We start from the raw sequence: 22984 nt of genomic DNA on the forward strand, positions 1-22984 counted from the left end.
CTCTGCTTATCCTTTCATTAGACTCAGGATTTCCGGTCCGTTGTCTGTGATTAAAATTGTATTTTCATAGTGTGCAGTCAGCCTTCCGTCCAGAGGAACCACCGTCCAGTCATTGGAAAGCACTCTTACCTCGGGATTTCCCTCTGTAATCATGGGTTCAATCGCGAGCGTCATGCCTGCCTGCAGTTTAGGTCCTTTTCGCTTCATGCGGTAATTCGGCACTTCCGGATCCATATGCACTTCATGGCCTATGCCATGGCCCACATAATCTCTGACTACTCCGTAGCCTCTGCTCTCCACAAAATCTCCTATGGTTCCACAGATATCATTCAAATGGTTTTCCGGAACGGCCTGTTCAATTCCTCTGAAAAAAGCTTCCTTTGCTGTTTCAACCAGCCGCTTGGCTTCCGAAGAAATCTCTCCAACGGCCCAGGTTCGCGCGGCATCGGAATGATACCCTTTATAATTTGTGCCGATATCGAAGGAAACGATATCTCCCTCTTTCAAAATTCTGTCCTTTGTCGGGATCCCGTGAATGAGTTCTTCATTCACAGAGACGCAACATGCTGCGGGAAAGTCATATAAATGTAGAAAGCTGGGTGTACAGCCGGCCTTTCGGATCAGTCTCTCCGCATAATCGTTCAGCTCTAAAGTACTTTTTCCGGGAGCAACCGCTTCTCCAACTTTTTCATGAACCTCAGCGAGTACCTTTCCCGCGTCCCGCATGAGTTCAATTTCTCGTTTAGACTTAATTTCAATCATGCTTAAACCTTTCCTACCTTATGATCTCTGTCGGATAATCGTCTTTACTTTTTCAAAGACTTTATCCAAGTCTTCCGCCCCGTCAATTTCCTCCAGAATTCCTTCCTTTTTATAATAGGAAATAAGCGGTTCCGTAATTTCATGATAAATTTTCAATCGGTTCTTCACAGTCTCTTCGTTATCGTCTTTTCGCTGGATTAAATCCGCTCCGCAACGATCGCATTTTCCCTCCTCCTTCGGAGGCAATGTCACAATGTGATAAATTGCACCGCAGGTGGGACAGGTTCTTCTTCCGGCCATCCTTTTGATAATGAGTTCATCTGTCGCCTCTACGTCCAAGGCCAAATCGATTTTCTCATTCTTTTTTGCAAGAGCCTCTTTCAACGCTTCCGCCTGTGGAATGGTTCTGGGAAATCCGTCCAGAATGTAGCCGTTTTTACAATCCTCCTTATGGATTCGTTCCAGGAGCATGGCAATGGTAATGTCATCCGGCACGAGCTCTCCCTTATCCATGAAGCTCTTCGCCTTTTTCCCCAGCTCTGTCTCTTCTTTCAGATTGGCTCTGAAAATATCTCCTGTGGAAATATGCGGCAGCTGATATTCCGTTGCGATTCGACTCGCCTGGCTTCCTTTTCCGGCACCGGGAGCACCTAACATAATAATCTTCATCTACAGCCTCTTCCCCTGTGTGAAAAACCACTATGAGCCCCCTTAACTTACAGCTATTCTATAAAGTCTGCAGCTAAGGAGGCTGATAGATTAATTGTCTAAAAATCCCTTATAATTACGAATGACCATCTGCGAGTCAATTGCCTTCAAGGTCTCCAGAACTACACCTACAATAATGATGAGAGAGGTTCCCGAGAAAGAAATACGGCTCACATTGAACACGCCGGAAATCACAATGGGAACCAGTGCTACAATAGCAAGTCCCGTTGCTCCGATAAAAATGATATATCGGAGAATTCCGTTTAAATAATCGCTTGTGGGCTTACCCGGACGAATTCCCGGTATGAACCCTCCCTGCTTCTTCATGTTATTCGCCACTTCCAACGGATTAAAAGAAATGGAAGTGTAGAAATAAGCGAAGAAATACAGTAAAGCAATATAAAGCACCAGTCCCAAAGAATAAATCGGTGCATTCGGATTCATCCAAGAGCCGGAATTCAGTGCCATGATAATCTTTCCGATGATTGTTCCGTTATTGACATGAAGAATCTGTCCGAGTACTACCGGCATCGTCATAAGGGACGAAGCAAAGATAACCGGCATAACGTTTGCCGTATTGACCTTCAGGGGAATCTGGGACTGCTGTCCGCCAACCATTCCCCTTCCCTGTACGCGCCTGCTGTACTGTACCGGAATTCTTCTTTCCGCATCTTGCAAAACTACCGTAAAGCAAACCATACAGAAAATTGCCGCTGCGATGATAATGCCTGCAACAACCATGGTTGCCACATTATGATTCATTATGAATCGTTCATATAAGGTAATAAAATCCTGCGGTATCGAAGAAAGGATATTGAATAAGAGCACCAGGGAAATACCGTTTCCCACTCCCTTATCCGTCATTCTCTCACCAATCCACATCAGAAGCGCCGATCCTGCAGTCATCGCTACCACGCAGATAACAATGCCTGCCATTTTACGAAGAACACTTCCTTCCGCATATCCGATCAAAAGTCCGGAACCGCCAAAACCTACCGCCATCGCCGTGGACTCTAAAAGAGCAAGGCCGATAGTCACATATCTGGTGTATTCCGTGAGCTTTCTTCTTCCCTCTTCCCCATCCTTCTGCATCTCTTCCAAGGCGGGAATCGCCACGGTCAACAGCTGAATGATGATGGAGGAAGTGATGTAGGGGGTAATGGATAATGCAAAAATGCTGAGCTGCTCGAAGGAACCTCCGGTCATGGTATTAAACCAGCCAAAAGCATCGTTTCCGGCCATACTCTTAAATAAATCTCCAAAATATCCCGGATTTACACCCGGGATAGGAAGATTTGAGCCAAAACGAATTACCACAAGCATCAGGAATACGAAAATCAATCGATCTCGTAGATCCTTCACCTTAAATGCATTCCGTATTGTTTGAAGCATTAAATCACCTCACAGGTTCCGCCACAAGCCTCAATCTTTTCTTTTGCACTCTGAGAAAATGCATTTACTTTCACGGTCAGCTTCTTGGTTAACTCTCCGTTTCCAAGAATCTTTACGCCGTCATTTACTTTACGAACAATTTTCTTCTCCAGTAAGCTCTCCAGAGTAACCTCGTCTCCTGCATTGTAACGATCTTCCAATACGGAAACGTTGATTCCGGTAATTACCTTAGAGTTGGGATCCGTAAATCCTCTCTTCGGAATACGACGGAAGAGTGGCATCTGACCACCTTCGAATCCAAGTCTCGGTGCCCCGGAACGAGCCTTCTGTCCCTTATGTCCCTTACCTGCCGTCTTACCATTTCCTGAACCGTGGCCTCTGCCGCGACGGAAATTCTGGGAGTGCTTAGAGCCCTCTGCAGGGGATAACTTTGCTAACTCCATATTTCGCCTCCTTAAATCTCTTCCACTTTAACCAAGTGATTGACCTTCTGAATCATTCCCTTGGTAGCGCCGTTGTTGGGAAGCTCAACGGATTGACGAATCTTCTTTAATCCAAGAGCTTGCACAGTTGCCTTCTGCTTAGGGATGGCACCGATTGGAGACTTTACTAAAGTAATTCTTAATTTATCTGCCATGATAACCCTCCCTTAACCTGTAATCTCTGCTACGGTCTTACCGCGAAGAATTGCGAACTGCTCCGGTGTCTTCATGGAAGTAAGACCCTGTAAAGTAGCATAAACCACATTTGTCTTATTATTGGATCCTAAGGATTTTGTACGGATATTCTTAATTCCTGCGAGCTCGCAGACCATACGTGCCGGACCGCCGGCGATGATTCCGGTTCCTTCCGGAGCCTTCTTCAGAAGAACGGTGGAAGCACCGAACTTTCCGATATAATCATGCGGAACGGACTTATCCTCATTTACAGGTACAGTAACCATATTTCTTACTGCAGCCTCTTTTGCCTTACGGATTGCTTCAGGAACCTCAGTTGCCTTACCGGTTCCGCAACCCACATGGCCGTTTCCGTCTCCTACTACAACAAGAGCGGAGAATCTCATGGTACGACCACCCTTAACAGTCTTCGCTACACGCTTGATAGCTACAACACTGTCGTTTAATTCTAACTGATTTGCGTCAATTTTTTCGCGCTTCATCTTAGTGATTTCTCCTCTCGATTAGAATACAAGTCCGGCTTCTCTTGCAGCGTCTGCAAGGGCCTGAACCTTACCATGGTACAGGAATCCGGCTCTGTCAAAAACAACTTCCTTGATTCCCTTTGCTATAGCCTTCTCGGCAATAGCCTTACCAACAAACTGAGCTGCCTCAAGGTTATCGGTAAACTGCAAATTTGCATTCTTATCTAAGGTTGAAGCTGCACATAAAGTGTTTCCTGCAACATCATCAATAAGCTGTGCATACATGTGCTTGTTGGAACGAAAAACTGCAAGACGAGGTCTTTCAGGAGTTCCGGACAAACGGTTTCTGATTCTTGCGTGCTTTTTTTGACGAAGCTCGGCTTTATTTTTCTTACTAACCATTCTACTTTCCTCCTATTATTTCTTACCTGTCTTACCGACTTTACGACGGATAACTTCGGTAGAGTACTTGATTCCCTTGCCCTTGTAGGGTTCCGGAGCTCTCTTACCGCGAATCTCTGCAGCGTACTGTCCAACCTTTTCCTTATCGATTCCTCTTACGAAAATAGTATTGGTTCCTTCCAGTACAGTCTCCAGACCTTCCGGATCTTCCATAGTTACAGGGTGAGAATATCCCAATGTCAAAGTCAAGGTCTTGCCCTGCTTTGCTGCTCTGTATCCTACACCGTTGATTTCCAGCTTCTTCTCGTAACCGTTACTTACACCTTCAACCATGTTGAACAGTAAAGCTCTGGTTAATCCGTGAAGAGACTTCTCTTTCTTATTGTCATTCGGACGAGTAACCACTAAGTGGCCATCCTCTTCCTTAATTGTGATTTCTTTTGCAAAGGTTCTTTCTAAGGTTCCCTTTGGTCCCTTTACCTTTACTACATTGTCCTTAATCTCAACAGTAACACCTGCCGGGATCGCGACCGGTAACTTTCCGATACGTGACATAGTATACTCCTCTCTTAAATTCTCAGTAAAATACTGTTTTCAGAAAATATATTCCGACAGATTACCATACAAAGGCAAGGACTTCTCCACCTACACCCTTTTGTCTTGCTTCCTTGTCGGTGATTACACCCTGGTTTGTGGAAATGATTGCAGTACCAAGTCCGCCAAGAACTCTCGGCATATTCTCTTTGCCGGCATAAACTCGAAGACCCGGCTTGGAAATCTTGCGAATTCCGGAGATAATCTTGTCGTTCTTTGTAGCTCCATACTTTAAGCCGATTTTAATGTCCTGGAACTTTCCGTTCTCTACGATTTCACAGCTTGCGATGTATCCTTCCTTGAGAAGAATTTCAGCAATAGCTTTCTTCATCTTTGATGCCGGAATTAATACTGAATCATGCTTTGCAGTGTTTGCATTACGAATTCTGGTAAGCATATCTGCGATTGGATCACTCATACTCATGTTTACGGATATCCTTTCTTCTTATCTATTGGGATGCGCCCTATGCACTATCCCTCTATGTAAACGAAATATCGAATGCTTATGCAGTCGATATTCGTTTTACAAACATTTTACCAAGATGCCTTACGAACACCGGGGATTTCGCCCTTATATGCGAGCTCACGGAAGCATACACGGCAGATTCCGTACTTACGAAGTACGGAATGCGGACGTCCGCAAATCTTACATCTTGTGTATTCTCTTGTGGAGAATTTTGCAGGTCTTTGCTGCTTTAATTTCATTGATAATTTTGCCATTTTTTCCTCCGATTATTTCGCAAAAGGCATATTGAACAGGGTAAGAAGTTCTCTGGATTCTTCATCGGTCTTCGCTGTTGTTACAAAGATGATGTCCATTCCTCTAACCTTGTCTACCTTATCGAACTCGATTTCAGGGAAAATAATCTGCTCTTTGATTCCAAGGGCATAGTTTCCTCTGCCATCGAAGGCATTCGGGTTCACACCACGGAAGTCTCTTACTCGAGGAAGAGCCAGGTTGATGAGGCGATCAGCAAACTCATACATCTTCTCTCCGCGAAGCGTAACCTTACAACCGATAGCCTGTCCCTCTCTGATCTTGAAGTTTGCAACAGACTTTCTAGCCTTGGTGGTTACTGCGTGCTGTCCGGTAATGATCTCTAAATCACGAACCGCACTGTCGAGAACCTTGGAATTTTCTTTTGCTTCACCAACACCCATGTTGATGACGATTTTTTCAAGCTTTGGAATTTCGTTAACATTTTTATAGTTAAACTTCTTCTGCATAGCTTCTTTGATTTCGCTATTGTAAATATCCTTTAATCTAGCCATCCTTCATTCCTCCTTTCTCTTAGTCAATAACCTTGCCGGTCTTCTTCGCTACACGTACCTTCTTGCCGTCCTCTACCTTAAATCCGACTCTGGTTGCCTGTCCGTCTACTACCAGCATAACGTTGGATGCGTCCAAAGCAGCTTCCTTCTTCAAGAGTCCACCCTGCGGGTTAGCCTGGCTCGGCTTCTGGTGCTTGGTTACCATATTACAGCCTTCTACCACTACCTTATTGGTCTTCGGATCGAAGGATAAAACCTTACCCTCTTTTCCCTTATCTTTACCGGTAATGATTCTTACCATATCGTCTTTCTTAATTCTACGCATACGGCTCCCCTCCTTATAATACTTCCGGGGCAAGGGATACGATCTTCATGTAACCATGATCTCTCAACTCTCTTGCTACCGGTCCAAAGATACGGGTGCCCTTCGGAGTGTTATCCTCCTTGAGGATTACCGCTGCGTTTTCATCGAAACGGATATAGCTTCCGTCTTTTCTTCTTGTCTCGTCAACAGTACGAACCACAACAGCCTTTACAACATCACCCTTTTTAACCTGTCCGCCTGGAATAGCATCCTTTACGGAAGCCACAATGGTATCTCCAATAGCGGCATATCTTCTGGTTGAGCCACCCATAACGCGGATGCAAAGAAGCTCTCTTGCACCTGTGTTATCAGCAACTCTCAGTCTTGTTTCCTGCTGAATCATATATGCTCCTTCCTTGCTCCTGTATTACTTCGCCTTCTCAATGATGGAAACGAGTCTCCATCTCTTGGTCTTGGACAAAGGTCTGGTTGCCATTACCTTTACTGTATCTCCCTCACCGGCCTCATTGTTTTCATCATGCGCGTAAATCTTAACGGTACGCTGTACAATCTTTCCAATAAGAGGGTGCTTCACGTGATCTTCAATAGCGATAACGATGGTCTTGTCCATCTTTGCACTAACCACCTTACCGGTACGGGTTTTTCTCAGATTTCTTTCCATTCTTCTGTTCTCCCTTCTCACGCTTTCGCTTTCTCAGTGATAACAGTCTGAATCCGAGCGATGTTTTTCCGAACCTCGGTAATGCGGGCTGTATTATCCAACTGATTGGTTGCATTCTGGAATCGCAGATTGAAAAGTTCTTTCTTTGCGGAAACCAGCTCTTCATTCAGCTGCTCAGCTGACTTCGCCTTCAGCTCTTCTAAATAAGTATTCTTTTTCATTAGTTATCACCGCCTTCCAGATCTGCTTTTGCGACGATCTTGCAGTTACAGGGAAGCTTGTGAGAAGCAAGTCTTAATGCCTCTCTGGCTACTTCTTCCGGTACACCGGCAATCTCGAATAAAACGCGGCCCGGCTTAATAACGGCTACCCAGTAATCGGTAGCACCCTTTCCGGATCCCATACGTACTCCTAACGGCTTAGCAGAAACGGGCTTATCCGGGAAAATATCGATCCAAACCTTACCGCCACGCTTAATGTATCTTGTAAGGGCAACTCTGGCTGCCTCGATCTGATTGGATCTGATCCAACAAGGTTCCATGGAAACAATACCGAACTCTCCGTGGCTAATGGTATTTCCTCTGGTAGCCTTACCGGTCATTCTGCCACGCATCTGCTTACGGAATTTCGTTCTCTTAGGCATTAACATAGTTATTTCTCGCTCCCTTCCTTATTTTTCTTGGCAGGAAGAACCTCGCCCTTATAAATCCAAACCTTTACTCCTAATTTTCCATAGGTAGTATCGGCCTCAGCAAATCCATAATCGATGTCTGCACGAAGAGTCTGAAGAGGAATGGTTCCCTCGCTGTAGAATTCTCTTCTTGCAATATCAGCACCGCCAAGACGTCCGCCTACGGAAGCTTTGATTCCGAGTGCGCCAGCCTTCATGGTTCTGGACATCGCCTGCTTCAATGCTCTACGGAAAGAAACACGGTTCTCCAGAGACAGTGCGATGCTCTCCGCTACAAGCTGTGCATCTCTATCCGGTCTCTTGATTTCCTTAATATCAATGAAGATATTCTTATCGGTGAACTTCTGTACTTCTTTCTTTAACTTTTCGATTTCAGCACCGCCCTTACCGATTACATAACCCGGCTTAGCAGTATAAATTGTTACGCGAACCTTATCCTCAGCTGCTCTTTCGATTTCAATCTTAGAGACATTTGCGGAATACAGTTTTTTCTTTAAAAACTCTCTGATCTTATGATCTTCGATAAGTGTATCAGCAAAGTTTTTCTTGTCTGCGTACCATTTGGAATTCCAGTCCTTAATGATACCGACTCTCATACCGTGCGGATTGACTTTCTGTCCCATTCCTTGCCTCCTTTTACTTTCTTTCGTCCAAAATAACAGTGATGTGAGAGCTTCTCTTGAAGATTCTGTAAGCTCTTCCCTGTGCTCTGGGATGAATTCTCTTTAATGTCGGTGCGCTGTTTGCGAAGCACTCTGCAACATAAAGTGTATCCCTGTTCATATTGTTATTGTTCTCTGCATTTGCAGCTGCGGACTCAAGAAGTTTCTTAACCAATGTAGAAGCATATCTTGGGTTGTAAGTTACAATTCCTAAGGCCTCTTCCAATCCCTTGCCACGAATAGCATCTAAAACAAAGCAAGCTTTCTGTACAGATACTCTAGCATAAGAAAGCTTAGCGGAAGGTCTTTTATCGCTGTTTGCATTTCTCTCTCTTTTAATCTGAGATCTATGACCCTTTGACATTTTTCATGTCCTCCTTTCAATTATGCAGATTATCCTCTTCTCTCGTCGCCGTTACCGTGATGTCCGCGGTAGGTTCTTGTTGCAACGAATTCGCCTAACTTATGTCCAACCATGTCCTCTGTAACATATACAGGAACATGCTTTCTTCCGTCATGAACCGCAATGGTGTGTCCAACAAATGACGGGAAGATTGTGGAACGACGAGACCAGGTTTTTACTACTGTCTTTTGATTCTGTGCATTCAGTGCATCTACTGCCTTTAAAAGACTCTGATCTGCAAATGGTCCTTTTTTAATAGAACGTGCCATTATTCTTTCTCCTCCTCAATTATTTGATGGCTCTACCATCACGTCTTCTTACGATAAGCTTATTGGAAAGCTTCTTCTTGTTTCTGGTCTTCAAACCAAGTGCAGGCTTGCCCCAAGGTGTGCAGGGACCCGGACGTCCGATTGGCGCTCTACCTTCTCCACCTCCGTGCGGGTGGTCGTTCGGGTTCATAACGGAACCGCGGACTGTCGGACGGATGCCCATGTGACGCTTTCTTCCCGCCTTACCGAGATTGATGAGGTTGTGGTCTCCGTTACCTACTACACCGATGGTTGCGCGGCACTCGATAGGAACCATTCTCATTTCTCCGGAAGGAAGTCTCAAAGTAGCGTACTTTCCTTCTCTTGCCATAAGCTGTGCGGCATTTCCTGCGGAACGAACCAACTGTGCTCCCTTACCGGGCTTTAACTCAATCGCATGAATCTCGGAACCGACCGGAATGATGGAAAGCGGTAAGCAGTTTCCCACTCTTGCCTCGGCATTCTCACCGGACATAACCTTCATGCCGTCGGTTAAACCGTTTGGTGCAAGAATGTACGCCTTGCTTCCGTCCTCGTAAGAAAGAAGTGCGATGTTCGCGGAACGATTCGGATCATACTCAATTCCGATAACTGTAGCAACTACGCCGTCCTTTGCATTTCTCTTAAAGTCGATGATTCTATATTTCTGTCTGTTTCCACCGCCGTGATGACGAACCGTAATCTTGCCCTGATTGTTTCTTCCGGCAGTCTTCTTGTTCTTCGCCAAAAGGGACTTTTCCGGAGTCTTCTTTGTGATTTCAGAGAAGTCGGAACCGGTCATATTTCTTCTGGACGGTGTATAAGCTTTATATGTCTTAATACCCATGAATACTTTTCTCCTTTTTCTCCCTGCGTATAATTGAGAAATTTTTTCACGCAGGTCTTTTCTTAATTACAGAGCGCTGAAAATCTCAATTTCCTTGGAATCAGCAGCCAGTGTAACGATTGCTTTCTTTCTCTTTGCTGTCTTTCCGATAACCATGCCTCTTCTCTTCTTCTTACCTTCCAGGTTCATGGTGTTTACAGCCTTTACCTTTGCGCCCTCGAACATCTTTTCTACAGCTTCTTTAATCTGAACCTTGTTTGCTTCAGGATGAACCAAGAAGGTATATTTCTTCTCAGCCATGTCAGCCATAGACTTCTCTGTTACTACAGGACGAAGGATTACATCAAAATATTGTAAGCTAGCCATTATGCGTATACCTCCTCAACCTTTAAAAGAGCCGCCTTCGTAGCTAATACTGTGCCGTATCTCAGAACATCATAAACATTTAATTCGTTTACCTGAGCCGTCTTTACATCCTGAATGTTTCTTGCGGAAAGCACGGTATTCTTATCATTTTCATCCAAAAGAACGAAAGCCTTCTGTACATGGAGAGCATTCAGCATGTTCTGGAAATTCTTGGTCTTGATTTCATCGAAACGAATCTCATCCACAACAATCAGCTTATTTTCTGCCACTGCATTGGACAGTGCCGCTTTTAAAGCCGCTCTCTTCTCTTTCTTGTTCATGGTAGTGGTGTAATCTCTCGGTGTCGGAGCAAATACAACTCCACCGCCCTTCCACTGCGGAGCACGAATGGAACCCTGTCTTGCATGACCTGTTCCCTTCTGTCTCCAGGGCTTTCTTCCTCCTCCGGAAACTTCCGAACGAGTTAAGGCCTTCCTGTGTGCCTTGGCGTTTATTGGCAAGTTGTGCCACAACTGCAAGGTGTAATAAGTGCTCATGAACCGGTGCTGCGAAAATCGCATCATTCAGATCCATCTTGCCAACTTCCTTACCCTGCATATTAAATACAGATACGTTAGCCATTACTATGTTCCTCCTTCCTTTCGTCTTAGGACTTTACAGCTTCTTTGATGGTAACAAGAGCCTTCTTCGGTCCGGGAACCGCACCCTTTACAAGGATGAGTCCTTTTTCTGCATCAACACGTACCACAGTAAGATTCTGTGTCGTCACCTTCACCGCACCCATGTGAGAAGGCATTGCCTTACCCGGAAGTACTCTGGACGGTGTTGCAGATGTACCGTTAGATCCCTGATGACGATGGAACTTGGAACCGTGAGTCATCGGTCCTCTGTGCTGTCCATATTTCTTAATAGCAGATGCAAATCCCTTACCCTTGGAAGTAGCGCTTACGTCTACCTTATCTCCCTCTGCAAAGATGTCTGCCTTAATCTCGTCTTTTACCTTGTACTCTTCTGCATTTTCAAAACGGAACTCTCTTAAGAATCTCTTGCAGGAAACGCCGGCCTTGTCGAACTGTCCCTTAAGGGGCTTGTTTACCAGCTTTTCTCTCTTCTCTAAAAATCCCACCTGAACTGCCTTGTAACCGTCGTTCTCAAGGGTCTTTACCTGAGTAACCACACAGGGGCCTGCCTGAAGTACAGTTACTGGAATCAACACGCCGTTTTCATCCCAAACCTGTGTCATTCCTACTTTTGTTGCCAAAATAGCTTTCTTCATTTGTTCTCCTTTCTACAGCGGAACCTCATCGGTTCATACTAGAATTATTTGTTTTTCATCTTGATGTCTACGAATACACCTGCAGGCATTTCCAGTCTCTGCAGACTGTCCATGGTCTTTTGGTTCGGATTGATGACATCAATCAATCTCTTGTGTGTTCTCTGCTCGAACTGCTCACGAGAGTCCTTGTACTTGTGTACCGCACGAAGGATGGTTACTACTTCCTTCTTCGTGGGAAGTGGTACAGGGCCGGAAACCTGAGAACCGGTTTTCTTGCAGTTCTCTACGATTTTTGCGGCTGATTCGTCCACAAGGCTATGCTCATAAGCCTTTAAGGTGATTCTCATTACTTGACTTGCCATAAAAAAAGTCGCCTCCTATCGGGTTATTGACGATAAGTTGGTGACTGTACACGTTTCCGCGCGTATCTTATACAAATACACACGCCGCACCCGCTGCTTGGTGCTTAAATTGTAGTACAGTGACCTGCCGTCAGTTTCTAAACTTGACATTCGCTCCGGAAAGTTCTCTGCAGAAACTTATGCCTTTCGGTTTTCGTCTCTCCAGCAATCTTTTCCTTCATTGCTATCATGCCACAGCCGTACAAGGATAACATAAAGTCCACAGTCTGACAAGAGATTTTTCTCGAGTTTTGTATTAAACGAGATACCGCACGCTTTGCGCACGATACTCGTTATGAATTAAAAACAACAAAAGAACTTCTCTTTCTCATTTCCACGCCTCCGAGCGTGTCATAATACTATACTAAAATAGAGGCCTTGTAAAGCCCCTATTTACAGTCTCTCCGGATAACAATGCAGACTGCCGTTCCGATACTCTCCCAAATAAAGCTCTTATCCCGGTCTATGCTCATTATTCTTATTCCGGATTATGCGTATTTTGTTATTCCGCATCGATTCGATTCAGAAAATGCTCCGTATACGCCATACTGTGATCCGGCTCCACCCACATCGCATCAATTTCCAGCGAATCCTCTTTCCGTATTTTTTCCAGCAGGCTTTTCCCGTCTTCTACGGAAAGAATAAACAATGCCGTCGAAAGGGTATCCGCAAGGGCGGAGTCCTTGGTAAGAATCGTCACGGAACGGTGTCTATTCGCAGGATACCTTGTCTCCGGATCCACAATATGCGCATAACGAACGCCATCCACAGTAAAATAGCGTTCATAATCGCCGCTTGTCACTAAAGAAATTTCCGCGATTTCACCGGACACGGCGTAGGGATTATCCTCTTCTCCATCTATATAGAAGGGGTTTTGTACCGGGCAAATCCACTTTGTGCCGTCTCCTTTCTTTCCGATGGCACGAAGATTTCCTCCAATATTTAAAAGATACGACTTGGCACCTTCTTTTTCCAGAAGTTCCGCCACTCTTTCCACTGCCCAACCCTTTGCAATCCCGCCGACATCCAGTCGAAGATCCGGATCTCGAAAATACACGGTCATCTTCTCTTCGTCCAGAATGAGATCTTCTATATTACAGTGCTTTGCAGCCTCTTCCAAATCCTTTTCTTCCGGAAGACTTGCTTTTTCCGGATTGGCAATTCCTTCTTCCCTCTTGTCATGCCAAAGAGAAAGCACCGCCCCATACGCAATATTCACCTTCCCGTTCGTCCGGACGTCCATTTCCTTCCCGAACTTGAGCAGTGCCATGATATCCGGGTCCACCTTTACCGGTGCTTTCCCGGCCTCTTCATTTACCCTCTTTAAATTTTCAACCCCGGGATAATCTGTATAAACATCAAAGAGTCTATGATAGTGTAAGAGGCTTTCGTGTATTTGTTCCGCCTTCTTCTGAAAAGCTTCTTCGGATTCTTCATAACCGATAACCATGGAAGCCGTATTAAAAACATCCGTAAACTGATCCTGATAACGCTCTCTTTTCCCGCAGGCAGCTAAGGATAAACAAAGAAGAACCAGAAACACCAGGCTCCCGAAGTGCTGCCTTTCCTTTTTCCAAAATTGACTTTTCATCTATTTCCTTCTATGAATTCACACCGTTGTTATAAAATATTTTTCATGATACAAGACATAGTTAGGAAAAGCTATAGGATTCTTTCGAAAAAATTCAAGAAATTATTTCCATTATTTTATATGATGGTTTACGGGATTTCTCTTCCCCTCGTTCATTCCTCGCGTTAATCTTTTTTTCTTTTCCACCGATAAAGATAAGGAAACAATCTCTACTATTTTATATATAACGAGCATCGTGCGTAAGAGCACGGCATCTCGTTTCGGTGAGGACTATGATACGAACAGAAAAACGCTTGCTTCTCCTTCTTCTCCTCCTCTTGTTTCTTATTCCCGGAAAAACAGCTTTTGCGGAAAAGGGAAGGTGGGTGCAGCTTGGAAAAGAATGGACCTATGCGGATGAATTCGGTAAGGTCATTCCCGGATGGGTGGAGTATCAGGGAAACTGGTATTACATCGCTCCCGGCCGAGAGCGCATGGCCACAGGCTGGATTTTCGATAACGAAAAATGGTATTTTCTAAGCACAAATCAAAAAGACCTTGGAAAAATGATTCGCTTTTGGGCAACCATCGACGGCTATGCTTATTATTTTGATGAGAGCGGTGCTATGGCAGAAAAAACCGTTGTTCAGGGAAAGTACAAGGTAAATGATCAAGGGCAGTACCTGGGAGAGGACGGTAAGCCGAAGCAATATGGCAGAAGCGGTTTCCGCACAAAGCCCGCTACCGTCATGGATGAGCTTATGGCAAAGGCAAAAAAAGAAATGGAAACGGTTACGAAACCGCAAATTTCCGGTCTGGGAAATCCCACCTTTACAGCCCGCTACGGCCTAAATCCCAATGGAGTCTTCGACCCCGGTCCGCAAAATCCTTGGGCGGAAAAAGACAATATCAATATGCAACAATATGATATGAAAGAAGAGTACACCGAAGACAATACGGACAGTGAGGATGACGGTGCAGACGAAGAAGCCCCTTACGAAGAGGAGAAAGACGAAGAGGAAGAATAGCCGCTAAAGCGGAGCAAGATTCAAAAGGGAAGAGGAATTGCTGAAGGAAATGGAATGCAATGACATCCATCTATGCAGAAAAGTCAAGGAGGACAAACTTTGAAAAGCAGATTTTCCAAAAAACAGATTGCCGGAACCGTCATGGCGGTATTTTTATCCCTAAGTTCCACTGTCTCGGGCCTGGCCCAAGACTCCGGTTGGCATAAGGATGAGGGAACAAAGCGCTGGTGGTATTCCCTACCCGACGGAACTTTTTATAAGTCTTCCTGGCAATGGATTGACGGAAACGGAGACGGTCTTGCAGAGTGCTATTCTTTTGATTCTGACGGATACCTGTATACCGATTGGATAACCCCCGACGGTTTTACGGTCAATGCGGATGGCGCATGGACCGTAGACAACATCGTACAGCAGCGCAAGGTACAAGAACTTAACGTTGAGCAGTCCAAAGTTTCCACAACGCCTGTTTTGGGAATCAACGATACTTCTCAGGAAGAGTTTCTCAGTAACAAGGAGGCATACCGGGATGAGGTTTTGCGCTTAGTAAACCGCTATAGAAAAAAACTCGGAAAGCCTGCCCTGGAAAAGGACGAGAACTTACAAAACCTGGCACAAATCCGGGCGGAGGAAATTTCCGAATTATATTCTCATACTCGTCCAGGCACCGGGGAACCCTTACATTGGCAAGACGGCGTAAACGGCGAAGTCATCATGCGACTGGTAAAAATCCCCGATGGAGCCTTTAGCGCATGGACCCATAGCAAGGGGCATGACAAGTTACTCAAAGAAAAATCCTATAAAAGGGCCGGCGTGGGATATTATGTTACGGAAGACGGAAAGCAATACTGGGTGATGCTCTTTGCTATTTAGCTTTCATGCCTTCATGAATCTTATCCGCCATATACTGAAGCATTTCTTTCGTCATGCCCGGATAGACACCGATCCAGAAGCTATGTTCCATAATATAATCGGTATTCTTCAACTCTCCCACCACGCGATACGCATCCGTTCCGCGGATTTGATCAAAGCAGGGGTGCTTGATCAGATTTCCGGAGAAAAGCAGTCTGGTCTGGATATTTGCCTTTTCAAGAAAAGCCGTCAGGTCATTTCGTTTTACACCGGACTCCTCCTTCACGGAAAGCAGGAAACCGAACCAGGAAGGATCCGCATTTTTAGCCGCTTCCGGAAGAATTAGGCCTTCTATATCGGAAAGCGCTTCCTTCAAAAAGGCCCAGTTCGCCTTCCTCTTCTCGATAAAGCTCGGGAATTTCTTTAACTGCTCCACGCCGACAGCCGCCTGCATATCGGTCACCTTCAAATTGTAGCCGAAGTGACTGTAGGTGTACTTGTGGTCATAGCCCTTCGGAAGCTGTCCATACTGTCCCGAAAAACGATGTCCGCAGAAGTTGTCGTGACCGGACGGGCAGATACAGTCTCTTCCCCAATCCCGGAAAGACAGAATCAGCCGACTGAGCTTCGGATTATTCGTGTACACTGCGCCGCCCTCGCCCATCGTCATATGATGCGGCGGATAGAAGGAGCTGGTGCCGATATCGCCCCAGGTTCCCGTAAAGCGGGTCTCTCCGTCTATCGTATAGCGGGAGCCCAGAGCGTCACAGTTATCTTCGATCAGCCAGAGACCATGCTTGTCACAGAATTTCTTGATTACTTCCAGGTTAAAGGGATTGCCCAGGGTATGTGCAATCATCACCGCCTTCGTTTTCTCGGAAAGCGCTTCCTCCAAACGGCTTACATCGATATTGTACTCCGGAACCGTGACATCGAGGAAAACGGGAACCGCCCCATACTGGAGCATGGGAGTCACCGTAGTCGGAAAACCGCAGGCCACCGTGATAACCTCATCTCCTCTTTTAATCTGTCTTTCTCCAAGCTCAGGTGCCGTAAGCGTCATAAACGCAAGGAGATTCGCAGAAGATCCGGAATTTACCAGATAGGCGTGCTTTACGCCAATCCACTCCGCAAACTTCTTCTCAAACTCGTCTGCAAAACGTCCCGTTGTGAGCCAAAAATCCAAAGTAGCATCGGTCAAGGACAGCATTTCCTTCTCGTCAAATACGCGGGAAGCGTAGCTTACTCTGTCTCCCGGCTCAAAAGCTTTCTTCTTCTCTTTAAAGCTGTGGTAATACTCCGCTACCAAATTCTTGATTTCTTCGCGTGCTTCCGCTTCGCTCTTCCATTTTCCCATAAATCCTCTTCTCCTTTACTGCCCCATTCTCTCACACCAGTTGGTATCCACATCATAGCCATAGGCATAAATCCTTCTGTAAGCCGACTCCTGCCAGCTTTCCCGGAAAGTTCCGTCTTCACTGATAAAGAAGTCCGCATTCATATAACGAATAATGATGTAGCCGGAATCCTTCTGGTCAAAACCGTTTCCGCGGGAAAAATCGATTCCGTTCCCCGTATTCCTGCGCATGGCCGCCTCGAGTACCGGAAGAGTGACTTCATTGATAGGCAGTTTCATGTCCGGCATATCGATGAAAAACCCGCCCTTTTCCTTTAGATAAACACAAAGATAGCCGAGGGTTCCGTTGCTGACGCACTTACAACGCTTAATGGCATGAAGGGGAATCTGATGCTTTGCTCCGATAATCATACCGTCCTTCAAAGTAATATCCTTTTCTCCCAAAGTAAAACCGAGGTCGGTTTCCAGACTGTCCAGATTGTTCGGAAAAGCGCTCCCTAATTTACTCGCGGAAAGCGCCACAAGCAGTGCTTTCGTTTCTTTAATATTGTGTCCGTTATTCCAAGCCCGGGTATCCAGTTCAAACTCGGGAATCTCCTTACTGTCTTTCAAGTAGCAACGCACGTCGTAACTCTGATTGGAATTACAATAGTTGGTAATGAGGGTTCTTTTAATCGCTGAAAAAGGAAAGGAAAACGCCTTCTTTCCATTTTCACTCTGATAAGAAAAACCGTCCTTGGAAACCGTTAAGCTGTGTCCGCCTCCCAGCATCCCTTTCGCTTCAAAATGAAATGTCTCCGTGTCGAAAATTGTACGCATCTCTATCTCCTCTTCCTTTTATAATACTTGTTATGAACTAAAAAAGAATGCGCTGTGCTGCGCATTCTTTTTCCGAAAGCAAAACGCAAGGATATTGTAGTATTGCAAGACAAAAATCGCAATACCCTTCTCCTATTCCTATCAGTGGACAAAAACTGTAGCCTATTCCTACTGCTTCGCCTGTTCCAAAGCCTTCTGCACCGCATGGGCAATGCCCTCACTACTGGTAGTCGCTCCTGCCACCGCATCCACATCGGTGCTTTGCTTTTCCAGAATTTCCGGAATCACCTTCTTCTGTGCGTCAAAGAAATATTCCTCATCGTCCTTGGTTTTCACAATGTCGATGGCAGTAATCTTTCCGCCGGAAATAGTGACCTTCACCTCCACATTGCCATTGTAGGCGGAAGCCTTTCCAAGGTATTCTCCGTCTTTATAGGCTCCGGATGCACTGTTGGCATCCGCTTTAGAATCGGAAGAACCATTCGAAGAATTCTCAGAGGCTTTATCTCCGGCAGCTTCCGTTGCTTTTTCGGAGGCGTCGCTTTTATCCTCCCCACTTCCGGTGCTTTCCGCACTTCCTTTCTTTTCCGCTTCCGTTTCCGCGCTTCCCTTGCTTTCCGCTACGGTTTCCTGCGCTCTGATTTTATCTACATTTGCCTCCAGTGCGGCGCGGTATTTCCCGGCACTGTAAAAGCCGCTTAGAAAAAGACAGACAATGGGCAAAATCCCCGCAATACGAAGCAGGGGGAATGCCTTTTTCTCCTTGCTTTCCTTTTGCATTCTATACTGCCTAATCCGTAAGAATCCGTAAAATCCGAAAAGGAAGCTGTAAAGCATCAGGGTAAAGAAATACTCTCCCTTTCCCCGAATCAGCGCCCCTTGATAAATAAAGAAAATGTGCAGGTACAAAAGCAGGTAAAAAAGATAGGACCAGTTTTGTAGCTTCTTCCAGGACTTTCCCTGCATTTTCCGCCGAACGGTCTGAAAGGAAGTAATAGTTAGCGGAATTAACAAAAGTATCATAAGGCAAGACACGATAGCCGCATGAAGCTCCATCAGACTGATATGCCCCTGTCCAAGGAATAAGGCGCCAAAGTATTTTCCGCCAAAGGCCAGGTTATGGGCCAAAGTAATCAAAGAGGCACAGATAGCCATTTCCCCTCGAAGAAGATAGATGGTCTTTCTTCCGGAAAAGCTCCTCGGGAGCACCGGTGCCAGCATCACCCAGATAAAGAGAGAGCCTGCGAGAACCCCCCTTTGCATGATTTTCTTAAAAAAGAAGTCCAAAAAGGGAAGTCCTCCCTCCCTTGGATAAAAAATACTTACCAAGGAAAGGAGGATACAGATTCCATACAATACTGCCGGCTTCTTCTTTAATGCTTTTCCAAAGAAATGGAAAAAGGCTAAACTGCATAGTAAAGTAAGAATCACAATCATTGTACGACTACCTCGAATTTCACTTCAGGATATCCGTCTGCCTTGATGGTTACAGGATAGGTTCCGGGGCCGTCAAAGTACTTTACTTCCGCATCATCCTTCTTATAGGTAGCCTCGGTATTTACGCTGCCGTCATCATTGAAAATGTTCTTTCCGAATCTTCTTCCGGCACCGCCCTTAAACTCCTGCTCTCCAATGCTTGCAGAGCTTGTAGAAGCAATGTAGTTTGCAATAGTCAGCTGATCTGCGTTTTCTGCAAGGCTTAACTTGTTATTTTCAAAATGGAAGTCCTCCGCCTTTAAGCCGGATTCCACCAAAACAGTGAAGGATACGTCGGAAAGCTTGTCGTTTGAGAATACCAGCTGATACTTTCCGGGAGTCATCTCCTTAGGAAGTACCAAAACGCCGGCGGTGTCTGTATTAACCTCTCCCTTTACTTCACTCTTCCTACTGAGAACCTTGCCAAGGCTGTAGCTGTCTTCTCCGGTGGAAAGCTGATAATTCACCTTAGTGCCTTCCGGGCTGTATCCAACCTTCTCATCTCCGCTAACCTTATACTCCGAAGGCGCAATCTTCTTCACATGAAGATTTACGGGAAGCTCCACATCATCCTCATCCATTAAGAAGTAGGTAATCTTTACAATGTCCTTGTCCTGCATGTCTTCAAAACGCTTAAATTCCTTCTGAGCTTTATGGCCGGTATCCTCGAAGGCCACAGCGGAAAATGCCAGTTCCTCCGGCTTTAGCCAGATATTGTCCTCCTGCTTTAAGCCGTACTTTGCACCGTCCTTGGTTTCCAGAATCGCTCCCTGTACGATTTCGGAGTCGATATCCAAACCGTCCACATCAATCTCATAATTCCCATAGGAAGAGGTCGTCGTGATATCCGCTTTTACATCCTTCGCCTCATTTGTGGTCCCCTGCGTCTTGGAAAGGGTTCCGTCGGAGTTTAATACCTTATACTCCTTCGGTTCCGTGCCGACTTCACTTTCAATCGCTCCCATCAGGGTGAGAAGCGCATTCTTGCTTTCCTTCTTCTCCTCCAATGCCTTCTTGGCATCCTCATAGAGAGACTTCGGAATCGCAACGTTCACGTGCTTAATTCCCTTATAGACAGAGCCTTCTCCCTCTACAGCACCGTCCGCCATCACAAACTTCTCCACCTTTTCCTTCGTGGGAGAACTTACACTGTCATACATTCCGGTTTCACGAAAGCCGTCCTTCGCTACCTTGTCTTCCGCATCGAGCTCTGCCTTTAAGTCCTTTCCCTCTTCCGGAGCAATATCCTTTAATTCTCCGTAGTAAAAGTCCGCATAGGGAACAGTCATCTTCACAAAGACATAGTCTTTCTTTTCCTCTGCAGCTGCAGTAGTTTCCGCAGCTTTCTCTGTGCCTGCAGCGGTAGTCGCAACCTCTTCCTTCTTTCCGCAAGCCATTACGGAGGATGCTAAAATAATGGCGGACGCGCCAAGAATCCAATATTTTCTCATAATACCCCTTTCTCTTCCAACAAGCTGTCTAGCATAACCGATTCCATGCGTAACAGCCTGAACGAAATATCGCACGCTTTTCGCACGATACTCGTTATGAAAAAAAGCACCTACCTATTATGAATAGGCAGATGCTTTTTGTAAATGCCATGTGCCCAAAGGATAGCGTATACAAACTTAAAGTTAGTTAACACTATCTTTTTCAGGCTGTATTATGGCAGAATTGAGAAATCTTGTCAATTATCTTCTATAAAAACTTTCCATTTTTCTCCATTTTTACTCTCTCCAACCGAAGCTGTGCAAGGCGGTTATCGGGGATCCGTTTCTCTTCGGATTCAAGCTGTTGTTCATATAAGGCCATCCGCCCCTATAGGTGATTCGATAATACTTTAATCCTACTTCCGGATCCTCTCCCGTCTCATCTTGGTCGTCGGAGTCCGTAACATAAATTCCCACGAGTTTGCCTCTTTCATCAAAATCCGCTCCCCAAAGGCTGACGACATGGGAATAGGATTTAGAGGGCTTATAGGAAATGCAAAGGGCGTGTCCTGCTGCAAGATGATATTTTACGTCCTCCGAAAAGCTTCCTCTAAAGCTTCTCGTGACATCCGTTTGGAGTTCCTCCCTTAAAAGCCCATACAGGAAGCCGCCTCTTTCGTCCATTGTTTCAAAATCTTCTTTCACATTTGCCGGTTTTTTCGGAGTATAGCCGTTTAAGAACAAATCTACCAAGGGCCCGGTGTAAAATCCTTTATCACTGTGCCCGTAAATCAACTTAAAATAGTCAAAAATTGTACTGTTCCACTGATTCGGATCGGACTGGTTCAGGAAGTCTTGAAGCGAATAGTTTTCCTGTCCCACACGACGAACCTCGTCTCCATGCAGATCAATATAAGCCTGTATCTTCTCTCTATTTTCCTGCAAATACCAATGCAAGACATTGGAGGCGGTTGTCGCAAAACAAAGATTTCGATCCACATCTTTGTTCTCGCCGTTTCTTGCCTTGTTGGTATCATAATAGCCCTGTCCGCGCACAAATTTTGCCATACGAGTAAAGTAACCGGAGTCTTCTCTTTCGATAAAATCTCCGCCCTCTTCCGTACTCTTCAGGTTGGGAATATGCACTCCCTGCACAAAAAAGGCGGTGTATATTTCTCCGTTTGCAGCAGTGTACTGTGCCGTATTCTGATTCTTTCCTTCCTGTAGTTCTCTTTCTACTTGATTCGCATCACGCTGATGCTCTTCTTCCGTCTTTACTTCTATCTCTTCTGCTGTCGTTTCCGCTTCCGAATCTTCTTCTGTTACATCCGCTTCTTCCTCCGACTGATCCGGTATTGCCTCACTTGTGCTGTTTTCCCTGTTTCCCTCTTCTTTCGATGCTGTTTCGCCGGGTGTGAAAGCACTGTGATCCTCTTTTCCCGGTGTGCCGGAAGGGGAAGAAGGTACTCCACTCGAAACTCCGCTGTAAGCTCCCGAAGAAAAACCGCCTCCGCTACTGCTGCCGGAACTTCCCGAAAAAGAACTTCTCCCGCCGCCGGAACCGCCCGATGAGGAGCCACCCCCACCGCCGCCACCGCCGCCGGAGCCTTTACGGATTGCGAGTCCTCCTCCTGAAGAACTTCCCGCTCCAAGCGGTGCAGTCTCTCCGGACGCGGAAGTCTCCGCAGTAGCCGCCTCAGCGGCAACTTTCTGCAAATAGGCACTATGGCTTTTAGCATAACCCTTATCTTTTTCAAAAACTGCCTTTCCCTGTTCGGTCCACTGTCCATCCGCCGAAAGCTGGTATCCTCCTACACTTTCATTCGATGCCATAGTCCCGTTCTCTTTCAGAAAATAGCAATTTCCATCCACCCAGGTCCAGCCGGTTGCCATTTTCCCCTGCTCGCGCGCATCCGTCTTTAAGAAATACCACTTCCCCTGATCTAAAATCCAGCCGTCAGCCATCTTACCGCTGGTCGGATCCAGATAATACCAGGAATCCCCTAAGTGGAGCCAGCCTTTATGTGCTACTCCCTTTTCCTGATACTGCCATGCACCGGAAAGTTCCACCCATCTTCCTTCAGCAAAAGCATCGATCCTAAAAAAATAAGAAAAAAAGAAAACCATCCAAAATAAAAATGCAAATAGGACGAGTTTTCCTTCTATTTTCTCTTTTCTATATTGATTCATCGCTTCTTTCATCTTTCACCCGCTTCCCGGAGATGCTTCAAATCCTTTCTCAGCCCTCCCGATAAAAAAGCCGTT

The 22984-nt window shown here is 45.7% G+C and carries 31 protein-coding genes and 1 pseudogene; 2 read left to right on the forward strand and 30 right to left on the reverse strand.

Annotated elements, in window-relative coordinates; genetic code table 11:
• Window positions 1–6: 6 nt before the first annotated feature.
• The 25 genes and pseudogenes from map to HMPREF9624_RS09005 all read right to left on the reverse strand — a co-directional run bounded on the left by map (window position 7) and on the right by HMPREF9624_RS09005 (window position 13781).
• Window positions 7–762 (reverse strand): type I methionyl aminopeptidase, encoded by a 756-nt coding sequence (gene map, locus HMPREF9624_RS08885; protein ID WP_009428979.1) that lies wholly within the window; start codon window positions 760–762, stop codon window positions 7–9.
• Window positions 763–780: 18 nt separating this feature from the next.
• Window positions 781–1431 carry an adenylate kinase gene (locus HMPREF9624_RS08890; RefSeq protein ID WP_009537461.1) on the reverse strand — a complete coding sequence of 217 codons (651 nt, stop codon included), beginning with the start codon at window positions 1429–1431 and terminating at the stop codon, window positions 781–783.
• A gap of 90 nt (window positions 1432–1521) precedes the next feature.
• Window positions 1522–2862: a preprotein translocase subunit SecY gene (secY, locus tag HMPREF9624_RS08895; RefSeq protein ID WP_009429790.1), complete on the reverse strand. Its 1341-nt coding sequence runs from the start codon at window positions 2860–2862 to the stop codon at window positions 1522–1524.
• On the reverse strand, window positions 2862–3305 hold the full coding sequence (gene rplO, locus HMPREF9624_RS08900; RefSeq protein ID WP_009428950.1) for a 50S ribosomal protein L15: 444 nt from the start codon (window positions 3303–3305) through the stop codon (window positions 2862–2864). The genes secY and rplO overlap by 1 nt, the downstream gene beginning before the upstream one ends.
• Before the next feature lie 11 nt (window positions 3306–3316).
• Window positions 3317–3499 (reverse strand): 50S ribosomal protein L30, encoded by a 183-nt coding sequence (rpmD, locus tag HMPREF9624_RS08905; protein WP_009428035.1) that lies wholly within the window; start codon window positions 3497–3499, stop codon window positions 3317–3319.
• Between the two features lie 12 nt (window positions 3500–3511).
• Window positions 3512–4021, reverse strand: coding sequence for a 30S ribosomal protein S5 (gene rpsE, locus HMPREF9624_RS08910; RefSeq protein ID WP_009429890.1), 510 nt, complete (start codon window positions 4019–4021; stop codon window positions 3512–3514).
• A gap of 21 nt (window positions 4022–4042) precedes the next feature.
• The gene (rplR, locus tag HMPREF9624_RS08915; RefSeq protein WP_009537462.1) at window positions 4043–4405 is read right to left on the reverse strand and encodes a 50S ribosomal protein L18; all 363 of its coding nucleotides are present in this window, start codon (window positions 4403–4405) and stop codon (window positions 4043–4045) included.
• 15 nt (window positions 4406–4420) lie between these two features.
• Entirely contained in the window at window positions 4421–4960 is a 540-nt protein-coding gene (gene rplF / locus HMPREF9624_RS08920) for a 50S ribosomal protein L6 (RefSeq protein WP_009428638.1), read from the reverse strand.
• Window positions 4961–5021: 61 nt separating this feature from the next.
• Entirely contained in the window at window positions 5022–5423 is a 402-nt protein-coding gene (gene rpsH, locus HMPREF9624_RS08925; RefSeq protein ID WP_009429951.1) for a 30S ribosomal protein S8, read from the reverse strand.
• A gap of 110 nt (window positions 5424–5533) precedes the next feature.
• Window positions 5534–5719, reverse strand: a complete 186-nt coding sequence (locus HMPREF9624_RS08930; protein ID WP_007157667.1) for a type Z 30S ribosomal protein S14 — start codon at window positions 5717–5719, stop codon at window positions 5534–5536.
• A gap of 12 nt (window positions 5720–5731) precedes the next feature.
• Window positions 5732–6271, reverse strand: a complete 540-nt coding sequence (gene rplE, locus HMPREF9624_RS08935) for a 50S ribosomal protein L5 (protein WP_009428901.1) — start codon at window positions 6269–6271, stop codon at window positions 5732–5734.
• Between the two features lie 19 nt (window positions 6272–6290).
• Window positions 6291–6596 (reverse strand): 50S ribosomal protein L24, encoded by a 306-nt coding sequence (gene rplX / locus HMPREF9624_RS08940; protein ID WP_009428271.1) that lies wholly within the window; start codon window positions 6594–6596, stop codon window positions 6291–6293.
• Between the two features lie 13 nt (window positions 6597–6609).
• Window positions 6610–6978 carry a 50S ribosomal protein L14 gene (gene rplN / locus HMPREF9624_RS08945; protein WP_009428822.1) on the reverse strand — a complete coding sequence of 123 codons (369 nt, stop codon included), beginning with the start codon at window positions 6976–6978 and terminating at the stop codon, window positions 6610–6612.
• Between the two features lie 24 nt (window positions 6979–7002).
• Complete coding sequence (rpsQ, locus tag HMPREF9624_RS08950; RefSeq protein ID WP_009428831.1) at window positions 7003–7257, reverse strand: 30S ribosomal protein S17; 255 nt, start codon at window positions 7255–7257, stop codon at window positions 7003–7005.
• A 17-nt stretch (window positions 7258–7274) separates the two neighbouring features.
• Window positions 7275–7478, reverse strand: coding sequence for a 50S ribosomal protein L29 (gene rpmC / locus HMPREF9624_RS08955; RefSeq protein ID WP_009429537.1), 204 nt, complete (start codon window positions 7476–7478; stop codon window positions 7275–7277).
• Window positions 7478–7906: a 50S ribosomal protein L16 gene (gene rplP / locus HMPREF9624_RS08960; RefSeq protein ID WP_009428107.1), complete on the reverse strand. Its 429-nt coding sequence runs from the start codon at window positions 7904–7906 to the stop codon at window positions 7478–7480. Before rplP ends, rpmC begins: the two co-directional genes overlap by 1 nt.
• Before the next feature lie 2 nt (window positions 7907–7908).
• Entirely contained in the window at window positions 7909–8571 is a 663-nt protein-coding gene (gene rpsC / locus HMPREF9624_RS08965) for a 30S ribosomal protein S3 (RefSeq protein WP_009428769.1), read from the reverse strand.
• 13 nt (window positions 8572–8584) lie between these two features.
• Entirely contained in the window at window positions 8585–8974 is a 390-nt protein-coding gene (rplV, locus tag HMPREF9624_RS08970) for a 50S ribosomal protein L22 (protein ID WP_009429205.1), read from the reverse strand.
• 29 nt (window positions 8975–9003) lie between these two features.
• Window positions 9004–9282 carry a 30S ribosomal protein S19 gene (rpsS, locus tag HMPREF9624_RS08975; protein ID WP_007157676.1) on the reverse strand — a complete coding sequence of 93 codons (279 nt, stop codon included), beginning with the start codon at window positions 9280–9282 and terminating at the stop codon, window positions 9004–9006.
• A gap of 19 nt (window positions 9283–9301) precedes the next feature.
• A complete protein-coding gene (rplB, locus tag HMPREF9624_RS08980; RefSeq protein WP_009428381.1) occupies window positions 9302–10147 on the reverse strand; it encodes a 50S ribosomal protein L2 in 846 nt (281 codons plus the stop codon).
• A gap of 66 nt (window positions 10148–10213) precedes the next feature.
• On the reverse strand, window positions 10214–10513 hold the full coding sequence (gene rplW / locus HMPREF9624_RS08985) for a 50S ribosomal protein L23 (RefSeq protein WP_009428924.1): 300 nt from the start codon (window positions 10511–10513) through the stop codon (window positions 10214–10216).
• Window positions 10513–11134 (reverse strand): annotated as a pseudogene (gene rplD, locus HMPREF9624_RS08990) (50S ribosomal protein L4). Before rplD ends, rplW begins: the two are co-directional and overlap by 1 nt.
• A gap of 25 nt (window positions 11135–11159) precedes the next feature.
• Window positions 11160–11789, reverse strand: a complete 630-nt coding sequence (gene rplC / locus HMPREF9624_RS08995) for a 50S ribosomal protein L3 (protein ID WP_009427877.1) — start codon at window positions 11787–11789, stop codon at window positions 11160–11162.
• Window positions 11790–11833: 44 nt separating this feature from the next.
• Window positions 11834–12151 carry a 30S ribosomal protein S10 gene (gene rpsJ, locus HMPREF9624_RS09000; RefSeq protein ID WP_009429182.1) on the reverse strand — a complete coding sequence of 106 codons (318 nt, stop codon included), beginning with the start codon at window positions 12149–12151 and terminating at the stop codon, window positions 11834–11836.
• Between the two features lie 541 nt (window positions 12152–12692).
• Entirely contained in the window at window positions 12693–13781 is a 1089-nt protein-coding gene (locus tag HMPREF9624_RS09005) for an FAD:protein FMN transferase (protein ID WP_009537464.1), read from the reverse strand.
• Between the two features lie 272 nt (window positions 13782–14053).
• On the opposite strand from HMPREF9624_RS09005, the gene HMPREF9624_RS09010 reads away from it, so the two are divergent.
• Together HMPREF9624_RS09010 and HMPREF9624_RS09015 are read left to right on the forward strand one after the other, a co-directional pair.
• On the forward strand, window positions 14054–14788 hold the full coding sequence (locus HMPREF9624_RS09010) for an N-acetylmuramoyl-L-alanine amidase family protein (protein ID WP_009537465.1): 735 nt from the start codon (window positions 14054–14056) through the stop codon (window positions 14786–14788).
• A gap of 99 nt (window positions 14789–14887) precedes the next feature.
• Window positions 14888–15658, forward strand: coding sequence for a CAP domain-containing protein (locus HMPREF9624_RS09015; RefSeq protein WP_009537466.1), 771 nt, complete (start codon window positions 14888–14890; stop codon window positions 15656–15658).
• Here the strand turns inward: HMPREF9624_RS09015 and rfbH are convergent.
• The 5 genes from rfbH to HMPREF9624_RS09040 form a co-directional block, all read right to left on the reverse strand.
• Window positions 15651–16994 carry a lipopolysaccharide biosynthesis protein RfbH gene (gene rfbH, locus HMPREF9624_RS09020; protein WP_009537467.1) on the reverse strand — a complete coding sequence of 448 codons (1344 nt, stop codon included), beginning with the start codon at window positions 16992–16994 and terminating at the stop codon, window positions 15651–15653. The two genes, HMPREF9624_RS09015 and rfbH, sit on opposite strands and share 8 nt — an antisense overlap.
• A 15-nt stretch (window positions 16995–17009) precedes the next feature.
• Complete coding sequence (locus HMPREF9624_RS09025; protein WP_009537468.1) at window positions 17010–17813, reverse strand: hypothetical protein; 804 nt, start codon at window positions 17811–17813, stop codon at window positions 17010–17012.
• Window positions 17814–17981: 168 nt separating this feature from the next.
• A complete protein-coding gene (locus HMPREF9624_RS09030) occupies window positions 17982–19250 on the reverse strand; it encodes an FMN-binding protein (RefSeq protein ID WP_009537469.1) in 1269 nt (422 codons plus the stop codon).
• On the reverse strand, window positions 19247–20740 hold the full coding sequence (locus HMPREF9624_RS09035; protein ID WP_009537470.1) for a hypothetical protein: 1494 nt from the start codon (window positions 20738–20740) through the stop codon (window positions 19247–19249). The genes HMPREF9624_RS09030 and HMPREF9624_RS09035 overlap by 4 nt, the downstream gene beginning before the upstream one ends.
• A gap of 276 nt (window positions 20741–21016) precedes the next feature.
• Window positions 21017–22921: an IdeS/Mac family cysteine endopeptidase gene (locus HMPREF9624_RS09040; RefSeq protein ID WP_009537471.1), complete on the reverse strand. Its 1905-nt coding sequence runs from the start codon at window positions 22919–22921 to the stop codon at window positions 21017–21019.
• Window positions 22922–22984 lie beyond the last annotated feature (63 nt).

Source organism: Oribacterium asaccharolyticum ACB7, assembly GCF_000238075.1.
GTDB classification, from domain to species: domain Bacteria; phylum Bacillota; class Clostridia; order Lachnospirales; family Lachnospiraceae; genus Oribacterium; species Oribacterium asaccharolyticum.